Origin of the sequence: Nitrosomonas sp. (genome assembly GCF_040240425.1) — a bacterium.
GTDB lineage: Bacteria > Pseudomonadota > Gammaproteobacteria > Burkholderiales > Nitrosomonadaceae > Nitrosomonas.
The window spans coordinates 113292-138519 of record NZ_QPHG01000004.1 but is presented as its reverse complement, the minus strand read 5'-3'; the positions used below and the strand labels follow the sequence as shown (position 1 = coordinate 138519).

Annotated in this window: 27 protein-coding genes and 1 pseudogene; 18 read left to right on the top strand and 10 right to left on the bottom strand. The window is 46.1% G+C overall.

Going from position 1 to position 25228, the window contains the following annotated elements:
* From DU481_RS02585 to cyoE, 9 genes and pseudogenes are all read left to right on the top strand, one after another.
* Positions 1–108 (top strand): annotated as a pseudogene (locus DU481_RS02585) (IS1595 family transposase); the annotation flags it as partial.
* A 443-nt stretch (positions 109–551) separates the two neighbouring features.
* Positions 552–1373: a cytochrome c oxidase subunit II gene (coxB, locus tag DU481_RS02580; protein ID WP_350132191.1), complete on the top strand. Its 822-nt coding sequence runs from the start codon at positions 552–554 to the stop codon at positions 1371–1373.
* Positions 1374–1385: 12 nt separating this feature from the next.
* On the top strand, positions 1386–2972 hold the full coding sequence (gene ctaD / locus DU481_RS02575; RefSeq protein WP_350132188.1) for a cytochrome c oxidase subunit I: 1587 nt from the start codon (positions 1386–1388) through the stop codon (positions 2970–2972).
* A gap of 128 nt (positions 2973–3100) precedes the next feature.
* Positions 3101–3643, top strand: coding sequence for a cytochrome c oxidase assembly protein (locus tag DU481_RS02570; protein ID WP_375136020.1), 543 nt, complete (start codon positions 3101–3103; stop codon positions 3641–3643).
* A gap of 12 nt (positions 3644–3655) precedes the next feature.
* Entirely contained in the window at positions 3656–3865 is a 210-nt protein-coding gene (locus DU481_RS02565; RefSeq protein WP_107802160.1) for a DUF2970 domain-containing protein, read from the top strand.
* Between the two features lie 36 nt (positions 3866–3901).
* Positions 3902–4759 (top strand): cytochrome c oxidase subunit 3, encoded by an 858-nt coding sequence (locus DU481_RS02560; protein WP_350132185.1) that lies wholly within the window; start codon positions 3902–3904, stop codon positions 4757–4759.
* A 222-nt stretch (positions 4760–4981) separates the two neighbouring features.
* Positions 4982–5710: an SURF1 family protein gene (locus DU481_RS02555; protein WP_350132183.1), complete on the top strand. Its 729-nt coding sequence runs from the start codon at positions 4982–4984 to the stop codon at positions 5708–5710.
* Positions 5673–6254 (top strand): SCO family protein, encoded by a 582-nt coding sequence (locus DU481_RS02550; protein WP_350132180.1) that lies wholly within the window; start codon positions 5673–5675, stop codon positions 6252–6254. The genes DU481_RS02555 and DU481_RS02550 overlap by 38 nt, the downstream gene beginning before the upstream one ends.
* A 78-nt stretch (positions 6255–6332) precedes the next feature.
* Entirely contained in the window at positions 6333–7226 is an 894-nt protein-coding gene (gene cyoE, locus DU481_RS02545; RefSeq protein WP_350132177.1) for a heme o synthase, read from the top strand.
* A 90-nt stretch (positions 7227–7316) separates the two neighbouring features.
* Here the strand turns inward: cyoE and DU481_RS02540 are convergent, their stop codons facing one another.
* Together DU481_RS02540 and DU481_RS02535 are read right to left on the bottom strand one after the other, a co-directional pair.
* Entirely contained in the window at positions 7317–8693 is a 1377-nt protein-coding gene (locus DU481_RS02540; RefSeq protein ID WP_350132175.1) for an FAD-binding oxidoreductase, read from the bottom strand.
* Positions 8694–8716: 23 nt separating this feature from the next.
* Complete coding sequence (locus tag DU481_RS02535; RefSeq protein WP_350132172.1) at positions 8717–9295, bottom strand: BON domain-containing protein; 579 nt, start codon at positions 9293–9295, stop codon at positions 8717–8719.
* A 112-nt stretch (positions 9296–9407) separates the two neighbouring features.
* On the opposite strand from DU481_RS02535, the gene DU481_RS02530 reads away from it, so the two are divergent.
* Both DU481_RS02530 and argB read left to right on the top strand, forming a co-directional pair.
* On the top strand, positions 9408–9917 hold the full coding sequence (locus tag DU481_RS02530; RefSeq protein WP_350132169.1) for a chemotaxis protein CheW: 510 nt from the start codon (positions 9408–9410) through the stop codon (positions 9915–9917).
* Between the two features lie 61 nt (positions 9918–9978).
* On the top strand, positions 9979–10866 hold the full coding sequence (gene argB, locus DU481_RS02525) for an acetylglutamate kinase (RefSeq protein WP_350132166.1): 888 nt from the start codon (positions 9979–9981) through the stop codon (positions 10864–10866).
* A gap of 21 nt (positions 10867–10887) precedes the next feature.
* Here the strand turns inward: argB and DU481_RS02520 are convergent, their stop codons facing one another.
* Positions 10888–11613 carry an RNA methyltransferase gene (locus tag DU481_RS02520; protein WP_350132163.1) on the bottom strand — a complete coding sequence of 242 codons (726 nt, stop codon included), beginning with the start codon at positions 11611–11613 and terminating at the stop codon, positions 10888–10890.
* Positions 11614–11934: 321 nt separating this feature from the next.
* Here DU481_RS02520 and rpmH point away from each other — a divergent pair, with 321 nt between their 5' ends.
* The 5 genes from rpmH (at position 11935) to mnmE (ending at position 16166) form a co-directional block, all read left to right on the top strand.
* Positions 11935–12069, top strand: coding sequence for a 50S ribosomal protein L34 (gene rpmH, locus DU481_RS02515; RefSeq protein ID WP_090317686.1), 135 nt, complete (start codon positions 11935–11937; stop codon positions 12067–12069).
* Between the two features lie 47 nt (positions 12070–12116).
* On the top strand, positions 12117–12461 hold the full coding sequence (gene rnpA / locus DU481_RS02510; RefSeq protein WP_292665567.1) for a ribonuclease P protein component: 345 nt from the start codon (positions 12117–12119) through the stop codon (positions 12459–12461).
* A complete protein-coding gene (gene yidD / locus DU481_RS02505; protein ID WP_090317679.1) occupies positions 12449–12658 on the top strand; it encodes a membrane protein insertion efficiency factor YidD in 210 nt (69 codons plus the stop codon). Before rnpA ends, yidD begins: the two co-directional genes overlap by 13 nt.
* Before the next feature lie 143 nt (positions 12659–12801).
* Positions 12802–14733, top strand: a complete 1932-nt coding sequence (yidC, locus tag DU481_RS02500; RefSeq protein ID WP_350132158.1) for a membrane protein insertase YidC — start codon at positions 12802–12804, stop codon at positions 14731–14733.
* 77 nt (positions 14734–14810) lie between these two features.
* Complete coding sequence (mnmE, locus tag DU481_RS02495) at positions 14811–16166, top strand: tRNA uridine-5-carboxymethylaminomethyl(34) synthesis GTPase MnmE (protein ID WP_350132203.1); 1356 nt, start codon at positions 14811–14813, stop codon at positions 16164–16166.
* A gap of 45 nt (positions 16167–16211) precedes the next feature.
* On the opposite strand, the gene DU481_RS02490 is transcribed toward mnmE, so the two are convergent.
* The 4 genes from DU481_RS02490 to DU481_RS02475 form a co-directional block, all read right to left on the bottom strand.
* Positions 16212–16685 carry a cyanophycin metabolism-associated DUF1854 family protein gene (locus DU481_RS02490; RefSeq protein ID WP_350132156.1) on the bottom strand — a complete coding sequence of 158 codons (474 nt, stop codon included), beginning with the start codon at positions 16683–16685 and terminating at the stop codon, positions 16212–16214.
* The gene (locus tag DU481_RS02485) at positions 16682–18976 is read right to left on the bottom strand and encodes a cyanophycin metabolism-associated ABC transporter (RefSeq protein WP_350132153.1); all 2295 of its coding nucleotides are present in this window, start codon (positions 18974–18976) and stop codon (positions 16682–16684) included. Before DU481_RS02485 ends, DU481_RS02490 begins: the two co-directional genes overlap by 4 nt.
* A 272-nt stretch (positions 18977–19248) precedes the next feature.
* Positions 19249–19815 carry a DUF3619 family protein gene (locus DU481_RS02480; RefSeq protein WP_350132150.1) on the bottom strand — a complete coding sequence of 189 codons (567 nt, stop codon included), beginning with the start codon at positions 19813–19815 and terminating at the stop codon, positions 19249–19251.
* Complete coding sequence (locus tag DU481_RS02475) at positions 19812–20378, bottom strand: RNA polymerase sigma factor (RefSeq protein ID WP_350132200.1); 567 nt, start codon at positions 20376–20378, stop codon at positions 19812–19814. Before DU481_RS02475 ends, DU481_RS02480 begins: the two co-directional genes overlap by 4 nt.
* Before the next feature lie 263 nt (positions 20379–20641).
* Here DU481_RS02475 and DU481_RS02470 point away from each other — a divergent pair, with 263 nt between their 5' ends.
* Complete coding sequence (locus DU481_RS02470; protein ID WP_502889904.1) at positions 20642–20842, top strand: DNA gyrase inhibitor YacG; 201 nt, start codon at positions 20642–20644, stop codon at positions 20840–20842.
* A complete protein-coding gene (locus tag DU481_RS02465) occupies positions 20842–21972 on the top strand; it encodes a GGDEF domain-containing protein (RefSeq protein ID WP_350132147.1) in 1131 nt (376 codons plus the stop codon). The genes DU481_RS02470 and DU481_RS02465 overlap by 1 nt, the downstream gene beginning before the upstream one ends.
* 27 nt (positions 21973–21999) lie before the next feature.
* On the opposite strand, the gene DU481_RS02460 is transcribed toward DU481_RS02465, so the two are convergent.
* From DU481_RS02460 to argJ, 3 genes are read right to left on the bottom strand one after another with little or no spacing between them, the layout of a single operon-like run.
* Entirely contained in the window at positions 22000–22968 is a 969-nt protein-coding gene (locus tag DU481_RS02460) for a Nudix family hydrolase (RefSeq protein WP_350132144.1), read from the bottom strand.
* A complete protein-coding gene (locus DU481_RS02455) occupies positions 22965–23846 on the bottom strand; it encodes an ATP-binding protein (RefSeq protein ID WP_350132142.1) in 882 nt (293 codons plus the stop codon). Before DU481_RS02455 ends, DU481_RS02460 begins: the two co-directional genes overlap by 4 nt.
* 18 nt (positions 23847–23864) lie before the next feature.
* The gene (gene argJ / locus DU481_RS02450; RefSeq protein WP_350132139.1) at positions 23865–25091 is read right to left on the bottom strand and encodes a bifunctional glutamate N-acetyltransferase/amino-acid acetyltransferase ArgJ; all 1227 of its coding nucleotides are present in this window, start codon (positions 25089–25091) and stop codon (positions 23865–23867) included.
* Positions 25092–25228: the final 137 nt, after the last annotated feature.

Below are 25228 nucleotides of genomic sequence, written 5' to 3'. Positions count from 1 at the left end.
GAACATACTTTCTACCTGCACTTGAAAGAAACCGAATTTCGTTTTAATCATCGCCGTGATAATCTCTATCATGAAATTCTTAAATTGTTACGTTTAAACCCGCTTTAACTTCCTAAGACCCTAAGAAAATTTAAGATTGGAGTGTGGTGGCGATGCATTTTAGCGTTGCATTTGTGTCAATAATTAAGATGAAATTTTCTGCTTTATGCAGCGTTTCTTGGCAGTGTTCTTAGGGCAATACCATTTTATAAGCATGGGAATATTGCTATAAAAATCATGATTTTTCCTTGTTTGAGCAGCGGTGACATGCTAGAATTTCCATTCGATTAATTAGCATGTAGAAGATATCTATAACTAAGAAAATCTAAGTTGCGGATAATTAGGAAATTCGACCAAGGAAATGTAATTAGCGTCAATCATGGTGTGGTTTTAACAAAGTAAGATTCGGGCGTATGACTTTCGTTAGCTGGCTGAACAAAAAAGCGTACAGGTAGGTAGCGTTCTAAGTTGTATCTGAATCTGTAAAATTAGTAATCATGTGGGGGGAAAATATGAGAAGTAAATCAGTAGTAACGCTGTCGGGGATATCCGCTCTAGCTTTGTACTCAAGCATGGCGGTAGGATCTAAATATAATTTTCCAGAACCGCAGAGTGTCATAGCAAGAGATATCTACGATCAACACATTTTGCTTATGTGGATCTGTTTGGCTATATTCATAGGTGTGTTTGGGGTTATGTTCTATTCGATACTCAAACATAGAAAATCGCTAGGTTATAAAGCAGCGAATTTTCATCACAGTACTGCTGTTGAGTTTATTTGGACCATCATACCTTGTATTATTTTGGTTGCGATGGCTTATCCTGCAACAAAAACAGTAATTGCAATGAAAGATACATCGAGTCCTGATATGACCATTAAAGCAACTGGCTATCAATGGATGTGGGGTTATGATTATCTCCAAGGTGAGGGTGAGGGTATTAGTTTCTATAGCAAGCTTTCGACACCACTCGCTCAAGTTGAGAATAAAGCGCCTAAAGGCGAGAACTATCTCCTGGAAGTGGATAATCGTGTAGTGGTGCCAGTTGGAAAAAAAGTGCGCATTATACTGACGGCAAACGATGTGATTCATGCATGGTGGGTACCAGCATTGGGTATCAAGCAGGATGCTGTGCCGGGTTTTATTCGTGACACATGGTTCACGGCGGATAAACCAGGGATTTATCGTGGTCAGTGTGCCGAATTGTGTGGTAAAGATCATGGATTTATGCCGATTGTGGTAGAAGTCATGGAAGCGGGTGAGTATTCGAAATGGGCGGCCGCTCAGTTGAATGCATCTGCAGTTAAAACATCAATGCATGTAGAAAATAAGTAAAAGGAGATAATTATGGCAGCAGTACATGGTGACGCACACGGTCACGGACATGATGATCATCATCCCAGCGGGATAATGCGTTGGGTTAGAACGACCAATCATAAAGATATTGGTTCGATGTATCTATGGTTCAGTTTTACCATGTTTCTTGTGGGTGGTTTTTTGGCAATGGGTATTCGAGCAGAGCTATACCAGCCAGGGATTCAAATCTTAGAACCTGAATTATTTAATCAATTTACGACTCTCCATGGTTTAATTATGGTGTTTGGCGCCATTATGCCGGCTTTCGTGGGTTTTGCGAACTGGCAAGTGCCGCTAATGATTGGCGCGCCGGATATGGCATTTGCGCGCATGAATAACTGGAGTTTTTGGTTATTGCCTGTAGCGGGAACTTTGCTTGTAAGCTCGTTCTTTGTGCCGGGTGGCGCGGCAGCGGGTGGTTGGACTTTTTATCCACCACTATCAGTACAAGGTGGTTTGGGTGTTGATCTGATGATTTTCTCAGTGCATATTTTGGGCGCATCCTCAATCATGGGTTCGATCAATATCATAACGACCATTTTGAATATGCGCGCGCCTGGTATGACGCTGATGAAGATGCCGATGTTTGTGTGGACATGGTTAATTACCGCTTATTTGCTGGTATTGGTAATGCCAGTGTTGGCAGGTGTGGTAACCATGTTATTGACCGATCGTCATTTCGGCACAAGCTTCTTTAATGCAGCTGGCGGTGGTGATCCAGTAATGTTCCAGCATATTTTCTGGTTTTTTGGCCATCCAGAAGTTTACATCATGATTTTGCCAGCGTTCGGGATTGTCTCTGAAATTATTCCAACGTTCTCACGTAAACCGTTATTTGGTTATTCATCAATGGTTTATGCTACTGCGTCGATTGCTATTTTGTCATGCGTAGTTTGGGCACATCATATGTTTACAGCCGGTATGCCAACTGTTGGTCAGTTGTTCTTTATGTATGCAACGATGTTGATTGCAGTGCCAACAGGGGTGAAAGTATTTAACTGGACTGCAACAATGTGGCGCGGATCAATGTCTTTCGAGACACCAATGTTATTTGCAATAGGTTTTATTTTCTTGTTTGTGATCGGTGGATTCAGCGGCGTTATTTGCGCAATCGTACCGATTGATATTCAAGTGCAAGATACCTATTATGTAATTGCGCATTTCCATTATGTGCTGGTTTCAGGTGCATTATTCTCATTGTTCGCAGGTGTATATTATTGGCTGCCAAAATGGACCGGTCATATGTACAACGAAACATTGGGTAAAGCGCATTTCTGGTTGTCAATGTTCTTCTTCAATCTGACATTCTTTGTTCAGCATTTCTTAGGTTTAGCTGGAATGCCACGTAGAATTCCGGATTACAACATCCAATTTGCCGATTTCAATATGATTTCAAGTATCGGTGCGTTTGGATTTGGATTGACACAATTGCTTTTCTTGTACATTGTGATTAATTGCATTCGTGGTGGAGAAAAAGCACCACAAATGCCGTGGGATGGTGCAACGACTTTGGAATGGACGCACTTGCCTTCACCGGCTCCATATCATAGCTTTGAAACACCACCTATTGTTAAGTAAATAGAGCAACTAGGAAATCGTATGTCGCAAGAGACGGATTTGAAGCGTAAAAAAATTAGAACAGCAATGTTTCTATTAATGACAGTAATAGCGCTTTATATAACGGTAATCATAAAACAATGGGATTGATGAATAGCAATTCTAGAGCGAACGTTTTGATGTTTAAAAAACTAATGGTTTTCTCATTAGTGATGTTTGTATTTGGCTATGCATTAGTTCCATTTTATGAGAAGTTTTGTGAGGTAACTGGAATTAATAATCTGTTACAACCAGATGTGCTAACTAAAGATAACTGGGTGGATGAAACGCGCTGGGTCACAATTGAGTTTGATGCCAATACAAGAGGATTACCTTGGCAATTTAAACCTCTTCAATCTAGCGCCCGCATTCATCCAGGAGAGCCGATTACTGTGATGTACGAAATTACAAACAGCTCAAATCGTGAGATAGCAGGACAAGCAATACCTAGTTATAGTCCACGGTTTTTGGAAAAGCATTTAAAGAAATTTGAGTGCTTTTGCTTTACAAAACAAGTGTTGAAAGCAAATGAAACAAGGCAAATGCCGGTTCAGTTTGTAATTGAACCGGGATTGCCGACCGATGTAGATACTGTGACAATTTCATACACTTTTTTTGAATTGCCAGATGGCGGCAGTACAGCCAAAAAATAGGGGATAGAGAAGTTGAACAATGTTACTGATAAACAAACCAGCGGAACAATTTGGCAGGTTGCAAAAGCAGTAATGTTCGCCTTTATGGGGATACGCAAAAAGAGTGATCTTGAAAAAGATGCGGCAACGCTGAAGCCAGTTCAATTAATCATCGGCGGAATTATAGGTGGTGCACTTTTTGTAATAGGCGTAATGCTTTTAGTCAGATTAGTTGTTAGTTAGAATTTGAGAAAAACATAAAAGTAGGAGGAGAGAAGAATGAGTCAAGAATCAGGACATTATTACGTCCCAGCACCATCGTCATATCCAATCATTGGATCAACGGCGATTTTGTTTATGGGATCAGGCGCAGCCCTGACTATGAATAAAATGGAGTTAGGCTACGGTCTGTTAGCGATAGGTTTTGCAATTCTAATTTATATGTTGTTCGGTTGGTTCGGAACAGTAGCCAGAGAAAGTGAAAGCGGGAAATATGGGGAGCAAGTAGATCGCTCTTTTCGTTGGGGGATGAGCTGGTTCATTTTCACTGAAGTTATGTTTTTCTGTGCATTCTTTGGTGCATTGTGGTACATGCGCAACCTTTCGATACCATGGTTACAAGAAGAAAGTACGGTGTTAGGTAATTCTTTCTGGTCAGCCTATGATGGCACATGGCCGACAGCTGGTCCAGGTGTGCATGAGAAATTTACATCGATGGGTGCTTGGGGATTGCCAGCATTTAATACGCTGTTACTTTTAACATCAGGTGTTACAGTTACATTCGCGCATTGGAGATTGAAAGAAAACAGACGTGACGGACTGAAATTATGGTTGTTGGCAACTATATTTTTAGGCGCATTATTTATTGGATGTCAAGCATACGAATATATCCATGCATATAATGATCTGAATCTGAAGATGACGACAGGTGCATACGGTTCTACATTTTTCATGTTGACCGGATTCCATGGCTTCCATGTGACAGTCGGTACGATCATGCTGATTGTGATTTATTTCCGGAGCGTAGCTGGTCACTTTACACCAGAACATCATTTTGGTTTTGAAGGTGTGGCATGGTACTGGCACTTTGTAGACGTGGTATGGCTTGGATTGTTTGTATTTGTATATTTGATGTAAGTTATTTAGTGTCATAGCAAGTTAAGATTCCAGCCTTTGCACCGGAAAAGTTGTGGATTTCAAGTTAAAGTGAAAGCGCAGCAATAAAGTGTGTAAATGGCTGGAATCTTTGTTTAAAAGATTAAATAACCAATCTGGATTGTATCTTTCAATAAAAAACCTCGGATTTCGGGTAGTTCAATCAGAAGCAATTCACCATTTTTATAGCAATATTCAAATAAAATGAATCTATTAGGGTATCGCTTTGAGCCAAGATTGTGGGCAATTGCAATCACGATTGTTTCTGTAATAATTTTTATTGAATTGGGTAAATGGCAATTATCGCGTGCAGAAGAAAAGAGCGCGCAATTTGAACAATTGGAGCAATACGCAAAACAACCTGCAGTTTTATTGCCGGGTACCTTGGTAAAGTTAAAAGATTTTCAATATCGCGATGTCGAAGTAAGTGGAGAATACCTACCGGAGCATACAATTTATCTGGATAACAAAACATACCATGGTCGAGCAGGCTACCACGTTATTACACCGCTTAAAATTTTGAACAGCGCGTTACATGTGGCAGTAAATAGAGGTTGGGTTGCAACGGGATCGGACCGGTCAGTATTACCAGCCGTCGTGGAAGTAAGTGGTGAAGTAAAAATTACGGGAATTGCGGCTTCGCCCGAAATCAGAACGCTCGAACTTTCGGATAGAGCTATTGAAGGACAGGTTTGGGATAACTTCGACTTACAGCGCTATCAGGAAGTTACTGGTTTAACATTGCAGCCGCTAATGTTACTTCAGAAAAGTGAAGAAAAAGACGGATTAATAAGGGATTGGAGTAAACCTGATTCGGGTGCTTCTAAAAATATTGGTTATGCGGTTCAATGGTTTTCATTAGCTGCGACAGCAGTAATTATTTTCATAGTGTTGAATGTCAAACGAAAAAATTCAAAAAACGAACAGACGTAAGTTTTTATTATTGTTAGTACTGATGTGTTCCCCGGTATTAATTTCTTACGCGCTTTATTTCTTCGGATATAAACCTGAAAGTACACATTACGGTGATTTGCTACCGATTGTGAAGGTTGGGGGAAAAGGCACTAATCTGACGGATAATACAATTCTGCGCATGAAGGATCTGCATGGTAAATGGGTATTAGTGACAGTAGATTCAGGTCATTGCGATGAAGCGTGCAAGGAAAAACTATATTTCATGCGCCAAGTAAGACTTGTTCAGGGAAAACAAAAGCATCGGATTGAACGGTTATGGCTTATTAATGACGATAGCGCGCCTGATGCTGAGCTAATTAAAGAATATGAAGGTATGTTTTTTGTGAATGCGAAAGATAGTGAGATTTTAAGTTTTATAGAGAATGCAGAAACGCAAACAAAGCATATTTATCTTATCGATCCGATAGGCAATCTAATGATGCGATTCCCGGAAGAAATTAATGGAACAAAAATGGGGCAGGATCTAAAAAGACTGCTGCACGTATCACAGATAGAGCATTAAGAATGGCAGTTTTCTTTTCGTAGAAAACTATATGTGTTAATAAATAAAAAGTATTCGATTTGCAAGGAGGTTAATAATATGGCTATTAGTATGGCATTGCATGAGACAGCAACACGAATTAATCAGTTTTACCGGTTGACAAAACCGCGTGTTGTATCTCTCATCGTATTTACCGCAGTTATAGGAATGTTTATGGCTGTACCTGGTGCTGTACCTTTAGATATTTTGCTATTGAGCACTATCGGTATTGCATTGGTCGCAGGGGCTGCGGCTGCATTGAATTGTTTGGTTGAACAAAAAATGGATGCTGTCATGGCCCGGACAAAAGGCCGTCCATTACCGCAAGGTAAAGTAAGTGTGCCCGAGACACTGTTCTTTTTGATGATTGTTGGCGGAGCAGGGCTCTTCATATTATATGAATGGGTAAATGAATTGACGATGTGGCTGACATTAGGCACTTTTGTAGGTTATGCCATCATTTATACCGTAATTCTAAAACCACTGACACCGCAAAATATCGTAATTGGCGGTGCATCAGGAGCTATGCCCCCGGTGCTTGGATGGGCAGCGGTGACCGGAGAGGTTACAAGTGACGCGTTATTACTTTTTCTGATTATTTTTGCATGGACTCCACCCCATTTTTGGGCACTTGCGTTATATAGAAAGAATGAGTATGCCTCAATCGGTATGCCGATGTTGCCGGTGACGCATGGCGATCAATTCACAAAACTGCAGGTATTGTTGTATACCGTCATTCTGTGTGTGGTCACCTTTCTGCCATATGTAACCCAAATGAGCGGGATGATCTATTTGGTGAGTTCAACGATATTAAATGGCATCTTTATGTACTACGCCATAGAGATCTATCGTAATTACAGCGATCAGCTGGCTCGTGAAGCATTCCGCTACTCGATACTTTATTTAGCGCTGTTGTTTGTTGCGCTGCTTGTGGATCACTATTTCTTTTTTTAGATAAACAATTAAGCTGTGCCTGTGATATTTGATCATAAGCTGGTCATGATCAAATATCACAAGTGCAGTTTTGCGATTAAAATTTCAAGCTTATTTTACCGCGGGAAATAATTTTCCCGGATTAAGAATATTGTTGGGGTCAAACAGTTTTTTGATATCCCGCATTAAATCCAAAGTCACACAATCAATTTCTTTGCTCACAAAAGCTCTTTTTTCGCTACCCACGCCATGCTCTCCTGAAAGCGTACCGCGAAGCTTGATCACTAAGTCGAATATTTCATCCAAGCAGTGCTCCGCTCGTGTTACTTCATCCGCGTCATCAGGATTTATCAGCAGATTAACATGGATATTGCCGTTACCGGCATGGCCAAAATTTACATTTTGTAGATGATAGCGCGTACTTAACTGCGTTAATCCATGTAAAAATTGCGGCAATGTGTTAACAGGTACCACCACATCTTCATTGATTTTCTTTGGGGCAATTTCACGCAGCAGTGGTGAGAGTGCCTTGCGTGCTTGCCAAAGTGTGGCAGTATTTTCGACCTTGCTTGCATGAATTAAGCCGTCAGATTGGCATGCGGATAGAATGACCGATATCGCATCGGAAATATCATTGTGAAAACCATCAACTTCAATCATCAGCATGGCATTAGTATCTACCGGGAGCATATCAGGGTAGCGGCCACGTATCAGATTCAGTGAACCGGAATCCAAGAATTCAAGTGCACTCGGCAGTTGCGGCTGTGCCATAATCTTGACGATGGCAGCCGTACAGCTCGTTAAATCACGGAAATGCGCTGTGATACCAGCAACAGCACCAGGTAATGCAGTCAGTTTAAGCGTTGCTTCCGTAATCACAGCCAGTGTGCCTTCGGAACCAATCAGCAGGCGCGTAAGATCATAGCCAACAACACCTTTGGTGGTATAGCAACCCGTGGTAATAAAATTGCCCGCGGCGGTAACGGCTTTCAAACCTAAAACATGTTCCCGGGTTGTGCCGTATTTGACAGCGTGTGGCCCGCCAGCGCCGGTTGCGATATTTCCGCCGACCGTTGAGAACATTGCACTTGAAGGATCAGGCGGCCAGAAGAAACCATGCGGTTTCGTTGCATCCTGCACAGCTTGATTCAATACGCCGGGTTCTACAACGATTACGCGATTGGCAGAATCAACCGAAATAATGTTCAGCATGCGTTCCATCGATAAAGCTATGCCGCCTAGTTCCGGCAAGCTACCGCCCGCTGTTCCGGTGCCGCGTCCACGTGGAATGAGCGGCACTCGATAGCGATTGCAGAGGGTTATGATGTGCTTTACTTCTGCACTGGTGAGTGGAAACAGCACGGCATCGGGAGGATAAATCTTGCGGCTGTTATCATATGCGTAAGCATAACAGTCTACCGGATCGGTATAGAAACGATCCGGCGGGAATGCAGCATGTAATTCAACAACCAGATTTTCCGGCAGCATATCTGCTGATGACCTGAAATTGCCTAATTCAAATATTCAAATACTTTTACGACCTTCTTAACGCCTGAAGTTGAACTGGCGATTTGCGCGGCATTATCCGCTTCCTGCCGTGTCACAACGCCGAGCAAATAAACGACTTCGTTTTCAGTCACAATCTTGACGTGATTGATTTGAAATTTCCGTTCAGCAAGAAAGCGTGCTTTCACTTTGGAGGTCAACAGCGTGTCATTGCTGCGGGAGGCTAGCGAAGTGTGCCCAGCAACCGCAATTTCATTAAAGATTCTGCGCACATTATCAACGCCCATAACAAGCTTTCCGATATCCGTTTTGATATCCTCTGAGGGCGCTTCACCGGTCAACAGGACCATGCGGTTATAGCTGGTGATATTGATGTGCACCTTATCGCCAAATTGCTGGTGAATGCGCCGGCCACTCTTCAGTTCAATACCCTCATCCTCGATGAACATACCGCTGGTTCTGCGATCTTCAGAGATGTACGCTCCAGTTCCTGCTGCGGTTCCGATGGCAAACATAGGGACACACCCTGTCAGAAATGGCAGGAATATCAGAAGAGACAACCAACAGCGAACGTAATATTTCATTTCTCGACTCCGTAGAATTCAAATTTTAATGACCGATAATACAGTAAAATAACCGCGCAACGAATAATCAATTGCCTTGTAGTGAGGCTGCAAAAGTTGTAATTTTACGCAGATGATGGACTCAGAAGAAACTCTACAGTTACAGACCGCACAAATGCCAGGCATAGATAACAGTGAAACATCACTAGCAGTGCTGGGTGTTGCAGTGGGCGAGGATCGTTATCTGATACCGATGGCGGAAGTCAGTGAAGTGATCGCGATACCCAAGTTAGCGCATGTCCCGCTTACACAGCCATGGTTTCTCGGGTTAGCCAATGTGCGCGGGAATCTTTACGGTATTACGGATCTTGGTGTTTATCTGGGCGGCGATCCGGTGCCGTTCAATTTAAAGTCACGCATTCTGCTGGTCATGCCGGGAAATAAGCTATATGGCGGTTTCATTGTCAATAGCATGCTGGGGATCAGGGACTTGTCCGAATTCACACCGGTAAAACTTGCAAAGAAAAAGTTACCCAAGTGCATTACTGCGCGATATAAAGATGTGGAGGGGCGGCAATGGCAGGAATTGAGTTTATTTAAATTAATCGGCGATGAAAAATTTTTGCAAGTCGCCCGCGAATGAAAAATTTTTGCGCCATCTGTGGTTTATTCTTGGAATTATTTGAAAAGAGATTGAGAAAAATATGCTGACTTCCCCAATCGTTGCGAAAGACAAAGCTAAGATTCTGGCTGAAGCGCTGCCGTACATTCAACGTTTTCATGGCAAGACCATCGTCATTAAATATGGTGGTAATGCGATGGTTGAAGAAAATCTGAAACATGGATTTGCACGTGATGTTGTGCTGTTGAAACTGGTTGGTATGAATCCGGTGGTTGTGCACGGCGGCGGTCCGCAGATCGACGAAATGCTTAAACGAGTCGGCAAACAAGGTGAATTTATCCAAGGCATGCGCGTAACTGATGCTGAAACCATGAATGTGGTTGAAATGGTATTGGGTGGGTCGGTGAATAAAGATATCGTGAATCTGATCAATCGTCATGGCGGTAAAGCAGTCGGTTTGACGGGTAAGGACGGTGCTTTTATCCGTGCCAAGAAAATGCTCATGGCAGATCGGGAAACCGCCGGAAAATGGATTAATATCGGTCAAGTCGGCGAGATCGAATCGATTGATCCCGCACTGATCGCGCTGCTCGATACGCAGGATTTTATTCCAGTTATCGCACCAATCGGCGTAGGTGTTGATGGCGAGTCCTACAACATCAATGCGGATTTGGTGGCTGGTAAGCTGGCGGAAATCCTTAAAGCGGAAAAACTGATTTTGTTATCCAATATTCCGGGAGTTTTGGACAAAGACGGCAACTTGCTGACTGGACTGACTGCGCAAAGAGTGGATGAGTTATTTGCCGATGGCACCATTTCCGGCGGTATGTTGCCCAAGATCGGCTCGGCACTCGATGCTGTCAAGAAAGGAGTTAAATCCTGCCATATCATTGATGGACGAGTAGAGCACGCATTGCTGCTGGAGATTTTAACCGATCAAGGGGTCGGTACATTGATCAAGGAAAATTAGCGGATAATCAGCTAAGAACCGCTACCAGCGCTTGCCCAGAGCTGTCAGAATACCACGTAAAATCTGTACTTCTTCTTTTTCCAAACGCGCGCGGGCAAACAAGCGGCGGATGCGCTGCATTAGCAACTTGGGCTTCTGCGGATCGAGAAAACCACTGGCGATCATCAGCTGTTCAAGATGTGTGTACAATAATTCCAATTCATTGAAGTTTGCTGTTACTCCACTGACGGCCGGGCGTGTTGGATTTCCGGTGAGTGCCATGCGTAATTCATAAGCCATCACTTGCACGGCACTCGCCAGATTGAGCGACGGATATTGCGGATTTGCAGGGATATGAATAATGATTTGGCATTTGTTCACTTCCGTAGTGGTCAGGCCGGAATGCTCGCGGCCAAACAGCAACGCCACTGGTTGCCGCTGTGCTTGCTGCACTAATTCCATTGCGCCCTGCCGTGCATCGAAAATGGTGTGCGATAGCTCGCGTGTTCGCGCGGTAACTGCGGCGGTTAGAATGGTATTTTCTAGTGCCTTGTCAATTTCTATGCAAACCTTAGCTTGTTGCAGTATATCAATGGCATTGGCTGCCCGGGCGTCAGCTTCCGCATCGGGAAAGCATTTCGGATTGACCAGATACAATGATTGAAGCCCCATTGTTTTCATGGCGCGCGCAACCGCGCCGATATTGCCGGGGTGGCTTGTATGGCTTAGCACAATACGGATGTTATCTAGCGGACAGGGTGTATTCATGTAAGTGGGTTGATCTCAAGCGGCGTGGGCGATGAATGACTCTGCCAATTTACATCAATCGATCCGATTCTAGCAAAATAAAACAGCCGGTAAAGCGCATCTGAAGGCGCGTCAAGATTTTTTCAGAGAATAGTTCTATTCAATGGCATAAACTACGGCACAACATTGCTGCCATGGTTTGTATAATTCTGCTTACGAAAGAGTTGCTGTGGGGAATAATTAAGGTCTTTATTTGCAAATGAATTTAGAAAGATATTGACATAAAACCCCATAACAAGTTCTAATACACGGTTCTATTGACCAAATAAATTAGAGAGAAAAATGAAACGTACTTATCAACCTTCAGTGACAAGAAGAAAACGTACACATGGATTTCTAGTGCGCATGAGAACGCGCGGTGGTGCGGCTGTAATTCGTGCTCGCCGGGCAAAAGGCCGTGCTCGATTAAGCGTTTAAATCTGATCGGATAATTTTTTATTTTTAGATTTGTTGAAACCTATTCTTTGCCGAAAAGCTACAGGTTACATAAGGCAACGGAATTCGCTGCAGTAATCAATTTACGATGTCAGACCAACGGTGATTTAATTCAAATTTATATGAAGCCGAATGAGTTTGAATATGCACGGCTGGGTCTAATTGTTTCAAAGAGAATTGAACGATCCGCAGTGAAGCGCAATAAGATTAAACGCATTTTGCGGGAGACATTTCGCAAGAACCGGTTTTACGATCAAACAATAAAAATGGACTGGGTGATGCGATTGCGACGGCCTGTTCCGAGGAATGAGCTGAAGAAACTGGCGGCTGAGACACAATTACTAATGCTTCAACTACAGCAATGTCACGGTTAATTATAGCTTTAATAAAATTCTACCAATATTGTATCAGCCCCCTGTTTGCGCCATCGTGCCGTTTTAGTCCAACTTGCTCGCAATATGCTCGTGAAGCATATGAAAAATATGGCTTATTCCATGGAACGCGGTTGAGTGTTTGGCGCATCCTGCGATGCAATCCTTGGAGTAAAGGTGGTTATGAACCTGTTCCTTGATGCCAGATCAATTCGACTGTAGCTACGCATATAATTTTTGCTGTATACGTACAAAATTTTCGACAAAATAGCGCTGCTATAAATGAAAATAAAATCCAATAACTGAATGGTTTTGTCGAAAAATTAACTTGATTAGATAAATAATGGAAACAAAAAAACTCGTACTTATCATCATTTTCTCCACATCACTGTTATTTTTGTGGGATGCATGGCAAAAAGAATTATATCCGCCCGCTTCACAAGTCATGTCCGGAGCGGCTTCAGGTTCCGCGAATCAGCGCCATGACCCATCATTGCCGGTACCTAGTGACGAATTGACCGCTTCCGCAGCCGGAGGATCCGGAGCCATTCCGGAAATTGATGGTGTTAATTCATCCGTGACACCGAATCTATTCACAATCGGTGAGAAAATCCATGTCAAAACAGACTTGGTTATTGCGGAAATCGATACTGCAGGCGGTGATATCCGGCAGCTTGGCTTGATTGCGCACCCATCCAGAGAGGATGTGAACAAACCCTACGAGTTGTTGTTGGATAAAGCTGCAAGGTTTCAAGTCGCTCAGTCTGGATTGATTGGCGATGGATTGCCCAATCATAAAACAAAATATACTGTAGATTCGAATAATTATGAACTTGAATCAGGGCAAAACAAGATTGTGGTGCGTCTTCTCGCACCGGAAGTAGATGGTATACAGGTCGCCAAGATTTATACTTTCCATCGCGGCAGTTATGTCATTGATGTTGAGTTTGAGATCGTCAATCATAGTGACGCTACGATCATTCCGTTCTCGTACTTTCAAATGTTGCGGGATGCCAACGATCCTACCGGTGCCAGCACCATGGTGCACTCGTATACTGGCGCTGCAATGTATACGGATGCAGAAAAATTCCTGAAGATAAAATTCTCCGATCTCGATAAAAATAAGGCGGAATATCCGACCAATGCGGATAATGGCTGGATCGCCATGCTTGAACATTACTTCCTGACAGCGTGGTTGCCTCCGCAAAACACTCCGCGTGAATATTTTGCCAAGCGTTTGGCACCCAATCAATATACTGCGGGCGTTATTGCACCGGTTGGCGCTGTTGAGCCAGGGCAAGTGAAAAATATTACGATGCCGCTTTATGCAGGCCCGCAGGAGCAGAATAAGCTTGCTGAGCTGGCGCCCGGTCTCGAATTAACCGTGGATTATGGCTGGTTAACAGTCTTGGCTGTACCACTTTTCTGGTTGCTTTCCTTTTATCATTCATGGACCGATAACTGGGGCGCGGCGATCATTTTGCTGACATTGACGGTCAAGCTGCTGTTTTTTCCACTGTCGGCTGCGGGCTACCGGTCTATGGCAAAAATGCGGCTAGTAACGCCCAAATTGCAGCGGATACGTGAGCAATATGCCAGTGACCGTCAGCGTATGCACCAAGTGATGATGGAATTCTACAAGGAAGAGAAGATTAACCCGATGGGGGGGTGTTTGCCAATTCTGGTGCAAATTCCGGTATTCATTGCACTGTTTTGGACGTTGATGGCCGCCGTTGAGCTCCGTTATGCGCCGCTGGCGCTATGGATAACTGACATGTCGGTACCCGATCCCTATTATGTACTGCCATTGATTATGGGTGTGTCGATGTGGGTTCAATCGAAACTCAGTCCAACACCCACTGATCCCATTCAGGCAAAAGTCATGCAGATTATGCCAGTTGCTTTCAGCGTGTTCTTTTTCTTCTTTCCAGCTGGGCTTGTACTTTACTCACTCTGCAATAATATTCTTTCCATCGCGCAACAATGGCAAATAACACGCATGTTTGAGAATAAAGCGGAAGAGGAAGCCAACAAGGATAAAAACAGGAAGAAAGGCAAGAACAAACCTGAGTCAGCTAAGGAGAATTCTCAACCAGCCGTGTTGACTGACGAAGGAGAGGAGGCAGCTAAAGCAGAAACTGTTGCCGCTGCTAGCAGTCAAGAAAATGAAAAACAACAGCAACAACCTAGCCAAGGAGCTGCTTCTTCCGCTAAAGGTAAAGCACCGGTAAAAGCGAAGAGTGTTCCTGCTGGCAAGAAATCGAAGAAAAAATAAAAAATATTGGCGGGTTATTGCGCATCACCAATAACCCGCCATGATCAGTTACAGCAAAGCAGTCATGGAGATGATCTATAGCAGGCTCTGATATCATTGCAGCGATTGCAACCCCGCCCGGCCGGGGCGGAATTGGAGTCATTCGGATTTCCGGCAAGTATCTGGCAGAACTGGCGGAAGCGATCCTTGGAAGACTCCCGAAACCGCGTTATGCGTGTCTTAGTCAGTTTCTGAATGCCGACGGACAAGTCATCGACCAAGGTATCGCGCTTTACTTTCCTGCCCCCCATTCCTACACGGGTGAGGATGTCCTCGAGTTACAAGGGCATGGCGGCCCAGCCGTCATGGATTTATTGCTTGATCGCTGTCTTGCGGCCGGTGCCCGTTTGGCGCAACCCGGTGAATTTACGTTACGCGCTTATCTCAATAATAAGATTGATTTGATTCAAGCGGAAAGCGTCGCTGCGATTATCGAAGCCAGCACCCATGAAGCCGCACGCTGTGCAATCAACTCATTGCAAGGACATTTCTCATCCCGGATTGAAGAACTCGTCAGCTTATTGATTAAGCTGCGCATGCTCATAGAAGCTACGCTGGATTTTCCTGAAGATGAAATCGATAACCTGCAAACATTGCATATCGACGAAAAATTAGCGCAAATCTATGCGCTACTTGAGCAGATATTCCTGGCCGCACGGCAGGGTAATTTGTTGCAAGAGGGTATTCGCATTGTTCTGACCGGAGCACCTAATGTCGGTAAATCCAGCTTACTGAATCAATTGGTGCAAGAAGAAGCTGCGATCGTCACAGAAATTCCCGGAACCACGCGCGATACAATTCAACGCACTATTTCCCTTGCCGGTATGCCGATTCATATCATCGATACTGCCGGACTGAGAGAAACTCAGGATGTGGTCGAACAAAAAGGTATTGAGCGTACTTATGCTGCGATCAGGGATGCCGACATGGTGCTTCGGCTCATTGATAGCAGTCAACCCCAGCCCGATGAGCACAATCCGGTACAGCATGCTATTCCGGCCGGTAAACCGCAAATCACGGTATTCAACAAAATCGATTTAGTCAGCGAGAATCCAAGAACAGAAGATCAGGAAGGAAACAGTGCCATTTATCTTTCGGCCAAAACCGGTGCGGGCATTGAACTACTGCGCAGCAAAATATTGCAGATTGCGGGCTGGCAATTCAATCAGGCCGGGGAAGGTGTGTTTATGGCCAGGCAGCGTCACCTGGAAGCACTGAGCCAAGCCAAGAGGCATCTGGAGAATGCGCAGAGATTCACTGAAGGCAAATATCAATTGGAGTTGCTGGCGGAAGAATTGAGATTGGCGCAAAACGTTTTGTCGTCGATTACAGGGCAATTTACCGCCGATGATTTGCTCGGGGAAATTTTTTCGCATTTTTGCATTGGCAAGTAATACCGTCAGCGCCTAATAATCTGCTCGGGTTGTTATAGTTTAAAACTACAGAAAATGATCCAGCAATTTGCGGCTATGCCGATCCAGTGCCGTGCGATCACGAAGCAGAAAATGAATACCATGACTATCCGTGATCATTAACGACGATGCGGTTAAACGGCGGATATCCTCTTCTCCCTTCAGAATAAGTACCGCTGGACCACGATCTGTTTCGACATGCCAGGTGCTTGGCGTAATGAAACCGGAGACTTCCGAAATGCGTTTTATCTCCGGCATAAATTCACGGCCTGCCAGTTCTGATTCAATCAACACCCGGTACGTTTCCGGTAGATCATCGAATCGTTCTATCCATGCCAGCTCATGACCATGCGAATCGATCAGCGCGATACCTTGTTCCGGATCAGTAATCGGAAATGATCGTACAGGAATCACACCCTCATGCATTACACCGGATTGATCGGTCAAAACCAAACGGCCATAAGAATTCCGGGTTAATTGATAAGTAACGGTAGCACTCATTTGTGTTCTCCCGCAATGCTGTGTTCCGCAGCGGAAATCAGTGCCCGTTCTTCTTCATCGACATTACGTGCTTGCGCCAAATATAGCCGATGATAGAAACCCTCGCGCGCCATTAATTCAGCGTGATTGCCGATTTCCACAATTTTGCCGCGATCCAGCACAATCAACCGGTTGGCTTCTCGTAAAGTCGATAAACGATGCGCAATTGCGATCGTGGTACGGCCGCGTACCAGATTGTCCAGTGCTTTTTGAATATCTTTTTCCGTGGTGGTATCCACTGAAGAAGTGGCTTCGTCCAGAATCAGGATGCGTGGATTAATCAATAGTGCGCGTGCGATCGAAATACGTTGACGCTCACCGCCCGACAACGCTTGTCCGCGTTCGCCAGCCAGCGAATCATAACCGTGCGACAGGCGCAGAATGAACTCGTGCGCATGCGCCGCACGCGCTGCCGCTACAATTTCCGCTCGGGTTGCATCCGGTTTGCCGTAGGCGATATTCTCAGCGATAGTACCGAAAAATAAAAAAGGCTCTTGCAGCACCAAGCCAATATGTTTGCGATACTCAGCAAGCGGTAAGGTACGGATGTCATGCCCGTCGACCAGAATGGCTCCTTCGGTGACATCGTAGAAACGGCAGATCAAGTTGACCAGCGTGCTTTTTCCCGAACCGCTGTGCCCAACCAGGCCAATCATTTCACCGGGCTGAATAACCAGATTAATGTCGCGCGTAATGCTGCGGGTTCCGTAGCGGAAGCCGACATGACGCAATTCAATTTGACCTTGAATCGTTGGTAAATGCACGGGATTTGCGGATTCCGGAACGCTGGAGACATGATCCAGAATATCAAAAATGCGTTTGGTGCCAGCCGCAGCTTTCTGGGTGATCGATACAATCCGGCTCATCGAGTCGAGCCGGATGTAGAAACGGCCAATATAGGCAAGAAATGCCGTCAGCACTCCGACGGTAATTTCATCCTGCGATATCTGCCATATGCCGAATACCCATACGACGAGTAACCCGACTTCGGTTAGCAGAGTGACCGTCGGCGTGAACAGTGACCAGATTCTATTGACGCGATCATTGATTTGCAGATTGCGCTGGTTTGCTGCGTGAAAACGTGCCGCTTCTCTTTTTTCCTGAGCAAAGGCCTTAACCACCCGGATACCTGGAATTGTGTCCGCGAGCACATTGTTAACTTCGGCCCAAATGCGATCCACTTTTTCAAAGCCAATCCGCAAGCGGTCGCGAACCAAATGAATCAGCCATGCGATAATCGGCAGCGGTAACAGCGTTACCAAAGCTAACCAAGGATTGATCGACACTAAAATGATAGCCGTCATGCAAATCATGATGACATCCGTAGCGAAGTCGAGTAAATGCAGTGAAATAAAAAGATTAATGCGGTCAGTTTCAGCACCGATACGCGCCATCAAATCACCGGTCCGCTTACCGCCGAAATATTCCTGCGAAAGATTCAGCAAATGCTCGTAGGTGGTGGTGCGCAAATCAGCGCCGATACGCTCTGAAACCAGCGCCAGCATGTAGGTTCGAGCCCAGCCCAGCATCCAGGCAAGGATCGCCGCTCCCAGTAAACCGGAGAGATAGAACTGTACTAAATCAGTATCGATCGGCTGGCCATTCTGATATGGAATCAATACATTGTCCATGAGTGGCATGGTTAAGTAGGGCGGCACCAAAGTTGCGGCAGTGCTGCATAAGGTCAGCAGAAAACCGATGAGCAGTCGTCCTTTGTAGGGCTTTGCGAAGCGCCACAAGCGTAGCAAGACCCAGGTGGAAGGCGGTATATGATTTTGTTTCTCACAAACAGGGCATTCATCCTGTTCAGCAGATAGAAAAGCGCCGCAATGGGGGCATTGAGTCGATCCCTGCGAGGATTCAGGCACTTTGCCGTCGACATGATAATCCAATTGCTGCGTAAAGCACTCGATCAGCCGGTTTGCTGCCATGATATTACTTAGACGGTAACGCCAGAAGGCAAGCCGTGCCTGCGGATCGAGTAATTCCAAACAGCCAACACCGGCATGATCACGCTGTGTCAGCTGCAATCCTTGCCGATAATTCCATATTTGCCAAGTTCCATCGTCAGCCATTTTTGCCAGTACACGCTTATTTGTTGCGATGACGATACCTGTGGCAAAATGCAACTGATGATCGAGATCGATTTCAAGCCAGGCGAGAATGCTTTCTTCGTTGATCAATTGTGAAGAAAGCGCATTGAGCCATGCTGATGGTAAGTTGCTTAATGATGAATGAGGGAGTTGTTGCATGAATTAAACTGCAAAAAACATAAAATGAGATTTTCTTTAGAAAGTGAAGTAAGACACGCAATCAACCCCTTAATGGATTGATTATAGAATTTTCCAGCATGTGTTTTTTATAGCTTCAGCATCCGGCCGGACAACGTGATTTCTTCTGGTTTATGTTCGCCAGTTGCAAGCTGCTGGAATTTTTTCCTAGCCTTGTCGATTATTGCAGCTTTAGTTCTTTTCTTAAAGAATCGGTGGATTCAGGCAAGGCATTAAAGAAAGAAGTAGATCCATTAGGGATCTAATTTTTCATCTAGTTCACTATCAGCGCGGGCTTCTGTGGGTAAATCCTCGATCAATTCTGGTTCACTCTCAATTTGAACATTTGCCGGAGAGTCATCAATTTCCTCAGAGATAGGCTCATTAGCGATAAGAACCTCTGCGGATATGTCCTCAACCAATTGGAGCACATTGTCAATATAGGTATCGATTGATAGCTCATCAATCAGTTTCGGTTCATTATCACTAAGACCGTCTGCCGATAAGCCATCAACCAGTATCGTAGTGTCTGTGGTTAGCCTGTTTCTTTCCAGAAATTGCCAATAAGTTGCCGACACCAAAGCAAAAGTGACCAACACGGCTACTAATAACAACAACTTTCCAGCATTGAAATGTTCGTTGTGTCCACCGAAAACGGATGTGCCATTACCTGAATTCATCATTTCCAATGTGGGCTGGCAATTTTCCAGAGCAGCACGGCGCGCCGCTTGCAGCCGATACAGGGTACTCTGCTTAATAGTTTCATTAGCACCGGCGTCTAATAATCTGGCAATTTCTTTTCCCAGTTCCTGCTCGTTCATAATTTCACTCCTTTTTCTCTGAGAATTGTAGCTAATGTATGAACTGCCCGTGAGCAATGCGTTTTTACACTACCTTCCGAGCATTTCATAATAGCGGCTGTTTCCGCCAAACTCATTTCTTCCCAGTAACGCAGTATGAAGGCTTCGCGTTGACGTGATGGCAGAATTTTTATTGCTTCCTCTATTAAATTAATGAGTTGTAATCTTTCAAGCTGAGCATGGGGATCATTGGATTCCTGCTTTACCTGTAAAGTTTCGAGTATATCGAAGTCTTCTTGATTCTTATCTTGATCAGTGGGGGTGAATGCTGAAAACAGTGTCGTCCATAGTGAACGGATCTTCTGCCGCCGGTAATAATCGCGAATGGTATTTTGCAGGATGCGCTGAAACAATAACGGTAGCTCTTCAGCCGGTTTTGAAGCATAGCTCGCCGTCAGTTTCATCATGGAATCCTGAACGATATCCAATGCCATATGCTCGTCATGAACCGCGAACAAGGCTTGTTTATAGGCGCGCTTCTCGGTTTCAATCAGAAAATCTGAAAGTTCTTGTCGCGTGGCCAGGATTTGTAACCTTAAAGTAAGTGACTAAAAATAATTTAGAAAGTTAAAACTAACGGGTGCGAAATTTTTGTAGAATACTAAAATCTCGCAAGCAGCTGGAATAGTGTTAAATTTCATCAGAGATCAGAAAAAAGGATTTTATTTTTTATGATCAGTTTAAAACTAAAACGAATAATTCCTTATCAGATTCATGCGCAATGATTTTATTACTATTCTACTTATTTTTCGGTAATACAGAACCCTTATCTTAAAACAATCTAACAATGTCTGCTTTTATGCAACAGCGCACAGTCAATTGCCCGCAATGCGGTAAAGAAGTAATCTGGGAACCGGCCAGCCGTTTTCGTCCGTTTTGTTCCGAACGGTGTAAAACGAACGATCTGTCGCAATGGGCTCAAGAATCTTATCGTATTTCTGAAGCAGAAAAAGATCCGGAGAATACTATAACCACTGAGCCGATATAATGGATGAATCGATCTACGAGAAGAACCGCGAGTTACAGCGTAAGCTCGATCATCTGCTCAAGCAAGCCAGAGCCAATGAGAAAAAGCAGGAGTTATATGAGACCTTTGGCTTTGAAATTATTGGCGCCAGCACACCCAAACAGCTGCGAGATTTGCTGTTATCGCAAACCGTTGAACGTTTTCAATTGCTCGATGTTGTTTTGTGCCTGGTTGACTACCATAAGGACACTGAGCGTCTATTTTTTGAACGCGATGAAGAAGCGCAGTTGAGCTATGAGAACAAACTTTTGATTCTCGATACCTTAAAAGATGCGGAAATTATCCATTCACTGGCCGGTCATCCGGTGCTGGGTGTGGAGGCGTTGAAGAATTACCGCTGGATGATCGCCAATTTGAAAAACCGCAATCAGGTCAAAAGCGCTGCATTCCTGCCGCTGCTGCGCGGTGAGCAGATAATCGGCGCGCTATTGTTACTCAGCCAAGATCCGCATCGGTATCAGGTGGGCATTGGGACGCTTTTCTTGCAAAAAATATCCGCGATGGCTGCCGTTGCGATCGAAAACTGCCTCAATCAGCAACGGCTCAAGGAAATCAGCTACCAGGACGTGCTCACGCAGGCGTATAACCGCCGTTATTTCGATTTACGTTTCAAGGATGAAATCGCCCGCTGTATGCGCTGGGATGATGACCTGATCTGCATGTTTCTCGATGTGGATCATTTCAAGAAAATCAATGACACCTACGGCCATCAAACCGGTGATCTGGTGCTCCGCTACATGGTCGGTTTAATCAAGGAGCAAGTCCGGTCGTGCGATATTGTGGCGCGTTACGGTGGAGAGGAATTCGTCGTCGCTTTACCGTCGACGACGTTGCAAGCAGCGCATGAAATTGCCGAACGGCTGCGTCAGGCGATTTGCTCCACTGCGCTGAATTTTCATGACAAACAGTTCACAGTATCGATTTCGATCGGTATCGCCAGCTTGCGAAGTTTGTTGACCGCGCAGCAACACGACGCGGATTTCATTTGCAACACCTTACTCGATCGAGCCGACCAGGCTTTATACGCCGCCAAATCAGGCGGCCGCAATCAGGTTGCGGTATACGCTGACGCCGATCTGGTTACGCATTGAAAACGAGGCGGTGCTTTCCGCTTGCATTTATTCGATTCCGCGCATCATCGAAATGCCATGCGCGCCCATTTCTTGGGCGATAGGCAAATCTTCCCGGTGTAACCCGCCCAACGCATAAATCGGTAGCGGATAACCGCGAATCAGCGAAGCAAATCTTCTCCAGCCCAATGGTGATAAACCCGGATGACTCAGTGTCGGCTGCACCGGCCCCAGCACGGCAAAATCAATCCCCAGCTGCTCGGCGGCAAAAAGCTCTTCGGCATTATGGCAGGATGCGCCGCATAATCCGTAACCTGGATCGGGGCGGGATGATAGAGTCATCAACTGTGCCGACGTCAAATGCACGCCATCCGCGCCAATCTTACGCGCCAATTCAAGATCGCCGTTGATCAGCACTTTTGCTTGATGGGGTTGGGCAAGTTTCAGAACCGTTTTGGTAAAGTCATGCAACACATCCGGCGGCATGTGCTTTTCGCGAATCTGCAGCAAGCGTAGACCGTTTTGTAATGCCCCCTCGATCTGCTGCAATGCTACTTCGACGCCGATTTCAGCAGCGCGGGTAATAGCGTAAACCGGCGGCAGCAATAACGATTGCAAAATGGGCCCGTTGGCGGGCAAAACCGGGGCTACTGCAACCTGATGCGGCCATTGCCAGGACAATCCCTGTTCCTCACGCGGCAAAACTTCGCCTTGCCATTCCACCACCCGAAAGAAATGCAGCCGCACGGCGGCGTGCACATAGGTAAAAATGCGTGTGATCCAAGGCTGGGCATGGACGACGTGAATACCCAGCTCTTCCCATAATTCCCGTTCCAGCGAGTGCAGCAGCGATTCGTCCGGTTCAACCTTGCCGCCGGGAAATTCCCAGTAACCGGCATAGACCTTGCCGCTGGGCCGTTGTGTCAGCAAAAACTGGCCGTCCGGCCGTAATATCACAGCCGCGACGACTTCAACGATAGGGATTGATACAGCGCTGGGAGCGGCTACGTCACTCATTGATCGGGTTTGCCGTTAACCGGCGGTTGCCGTCCGGCTAGATCGCGTGCGAATTGCCACGCCACCCGTCCGCTGCGCGAGCCACGCTCGATTGACCATTGCAGCGCTTCGGTACGCGCCAGCGCCGTCATTTCCGGAATACCGAAATAAGCCAGCCAATAGCGCACGATGTCCAGATACTCATCCTGATCGAACGGATAAAACGATACCCACAGCCCAAAACGTTCCGACAACGAGATTTTTTCCTCGATCGCCTCGCTCGGATGCACTTCGTCGCCAATATGCTTCGTGTCGAGATTGTCGCGCATGAATTCCGGCACCATGTGACGCCGGTTCGACGTGGCATAAATCAGCACATTGTCGGAAACCGTGGCAATTGAACCATCCAGTACCACTTTAAGCGCTTTGTAGCCCGGCTCATCGGTTTCAAACGACAAATCGTCGCAAAACAGAATGAAACGCTCCGGGCGCTGATAAATCTTTTCCACGATGTCATGCAGATCGACCAAATGATGTTTCTCCACTTCGATCAAGCGCAAGCCATCCTGCGCATATTTGTTCAGCAGCGCTTTGATCAGCGAGGACTTGCCGGTGCCGCGCGCGCCGGTCAGCAACACGTTGTTGGCGGAAAATCCCTGCACGAATTGCCGCGTGTTCTGATCGATGCGTTGTTTTTGCTCGTCGATGCCGCACAATGCATCAAGTGTAATGCGGTGCGGTTGCGTCACCGGCTGAATAAAACTGCTGTTTCCCTGCCTGCGCCAGCGGAAAGCAATCGCCGTTTGCCAATCCGGTTCCGGCTGCGCAGCTGGTAGTATCTTTTCCAGATGATCGAGCAGCTTATCCGCTCGTTTATAGAATTTGTCCCAATCGCTCACGTTGTGTTTGCCTTTCGATTAACTACGGTAACTGGCATTGATCTTGACGTAATCGTACGAAAAATCGCAAGTCCACACGGTAGTAGCAGCCGTGCCGCGGTTTAACACCACGCGGATGGTGATTTCAGCCTGATTCATCACGCGCTGCCCGTCCGCTTCGCGATAATCGGCAGCCCGTCCGCCTTTTTCCGCCACCAGCACATCGTCGAGATACAGTTGAATGCCATCGACATTTAAATCATCGATTCCGGCATAACCGATGGCCGCGAGAATCCGCCCCAAATTCGGGTCGGACGCGAAAAAAGCGGTTTTGACTAGCGGCGAATGTGCAATCGCGTAAGCTACCTTGGCGCATTCATCGGCATCCTTGCCCGCTTCGATCTGCACCGTGATGAATTTGGTTGCACCTTCGCCGTCGCGCACGATCATTTTCGCCAGCTCGGCGGCAACGGCGGTCACGGCTTGCTGCAATTGCGCGAATTCACTGCTGTCTTGCCGGGTGATTTCAGCGTGCCCGGCTTTGCCCGTCGCCAGCAAGATGAACGCGTCGTTGGTCGAGGTGTCGCCGTCCACCGTGATGCGGTTGAACGAATGATCCGCCGCATAGCGCGTCATCTCTTGCAGCAAAGGCTGGCTGATGACCGCATCGGTCGCGACATACCCCAGCATCGTCGCCATGTTCGGGCGGATCATGCCGGAGCCCTTGGCGATGCCGGTCACCGTGACCGTTTTGCCGCCGATCTGCACCTGCCGCGATGCTGCTTTCGGCACGATGTCCGTGGTCATGATCGCGTGCGCGGCGTTGAACCAGTTATCCGCCTTGCAATTCGCCACCGCGGCGGGCAATCCCTGGATGATCTTGTCGACCGGTAACGGCTCCATGATCACCCCGGTCGAGAACGGCAGCACCTGCTGCGTGGCGCAACCCAACAACCGGCCCGCTTCGGTGCAGGTTGCCAGGGCATGCTGAATGCCTGCCTCACCGGTTCCGGCGTTGGCATTGCCGGTGTTGACCACCAAGGCACGGATGGCGGCGTGCGCCAGATGCTGCTTCGCCACGGTCACCGGTGCAGCGCAAAAACGGTTCTGCGTAAACACCCCGGCCGCTTGCGTGCCTTCGTCCAGCACCATCACCAGCAAATCCTTGCGGTTGGCCTTTTTGATCCCGGCCTCGGCAATGCCGAGCGCGACGCCCGCAACGGGCAGCAATTGTTCAGGCATTAACGGCGGAATATTGACGGGCATGGCCATTCCTCATGATGATTGAAAAGCCGCTATGCTACCGTATCTGTAATGGGATTTTCCAGAAAATCTGATGATGATCTTAACGATTTTAAGGTTGCTAGTTTTAGATAATTTTTCAACAGCTAAATTATCTGAGA

Bases quoted from the DNA above. Each gene is read 5' to 3' on its own strand.
- DU481_RS02530 (WP_350132169.1), top strand. From the start codon at position 9,408: ATGATGGACTCAGAAGAAACTCTACAGTTACAGACCGCACAAATGCCA.
- yidD (WP_090317679.1), top strand. From the start codon at position 12,449: ATGTCACGGTTAATTATAGCTTTAATAAAATTCTACCAATATTGTATC.
- argB (WP_350132166.1), top strand. From the start codon at position 9,979: ATGCTGACTTCCCCAATCGTTGCGAAAGACAAAGCTAAGATTCTGGCT.
- argJ (WP_350132139.1), bottom strand. From the start codon at position 25,091: ATGCCCGTCAATATTCCGCCGTTAATGCCTGAACAATTGCTGCCCGTT.
- DU481_RS02480 (WP_350132150.1), bottom strand. From the start codon at position 19,815: ATGAACGAGCAGGAACTGGGAAAAGAAATTGCCAGATTATTAGACGCC.
- DU481_RS02570 (WP_375136020.1), top strand. From the start codon at position 3,101: ATGAATAGCAATTCTAGAGCGAACGTTTTGATGTTTAAAAAACTAATG.
- cyoE (WP_350132177.1), top strand. From the start codon at position 6,333: ATGGCTATTAGTATGGCATTGCATGAGACAGCAACACGAATTAATCAG.
- rpmH (WP_090317686.1), top strand. From the start codon at position 11,935: ATGAAACGTACTTATCAACCTTCAGTGACAAGAAGAAAACGTACACAT.
- DU481_RS02555 (WP_350132183.1), top strand. From the start codon at position 4,982: ATGAATCTATTAGGGTATCGCTTTGAGCCAAGATTGTGGGCAATTGCA.
- DU481_RS02550 (WP_350132180.1), top strand. From the start codon at position 5,673: ATGTCAAACGAAAAAATTCAAAAAACGAACAGACGTAAGTTTTTATTA.
- DU481_RS02560 (WP_350132185.1), top strand. From the start codon at position 3,902: ATGAGTCAAGAATCAGGACATTATTACGTCCCAGCACCATCGTCATAT.
- DU481_RS02485 (WP_350132153.1), bottom strand. From the start codon at position 18,976: ATGCAACAACTCCCTCATTCATCATTAAGCAACTTACCATCAGCATGG.
- DU481_RS02465 (WP_350132147.1), top strand. From the start codon at position 20,842: ATGGATGAATCGATCTACGAGAAGAACCGCGAGTTACAGCGTAAGCTC.
- DU481_RS02490 (WP_350132156.1), bottom strand. From the start codon at position 16,685: ATGAGTGCTACCGTTACTTATCAATTAACCCGGAATTCTTATGGCCGT.
- coxB (WP_350132191.1), top strand. From the start codon at position 552: ATGAGAAGTAAATCAGTAGTAACGCTGTCGGGGATATCCGCTCTAGCT.
- DU481_RS02540 (WP_350132175.1), bottom strand. From the start codon at position 8,693: ATGCTGCCGGAAAATCTGGTTGTTGAATTACATGCTGCATTCCCGCCG.
- ctaD (WP_350132188.1), top strand. From the start codon at position 1,386: ATGGCAGCAGTACATGGTGACGCACACGGTCACGGACATGATGATCAT.
- DU481_RS02460 (WP_350132144.1), bottom strand. From the start codon at position 22,968: ATGAGTGACGTAGCCGCTCCCAGCGCTGTATCAATCCCTATCGTTGAA.
- DU481_RS02520 (WP_350132163.1), bottom strand. From the start codon at position 11,613: ATGAATACACCCTGTCCGCTAGATAACATCCGTATTGTGCTAAGCCAT.
- yidC (WP_350132158.1), top strand. From the start codon at position 12,802: ATGGAAACAAAAAAACTCGTACTTATCATCATTTTCTCCACATCACTG.
- DU481_RS02470 (WP_502889904.1), top strand. From the start codon at position 20,642: ATGTCTGCTTTTATGCAACAGCGCACAGTCAATTGCCCGCAATGCGGT.
- DU481_RS02535 (WP_350132172.1), bottom strand. From the start codon at position 9,295: ATGAAATATTACGTTCGCTGTTGGTTGTCTCTTCTGATATTCCTGCCA.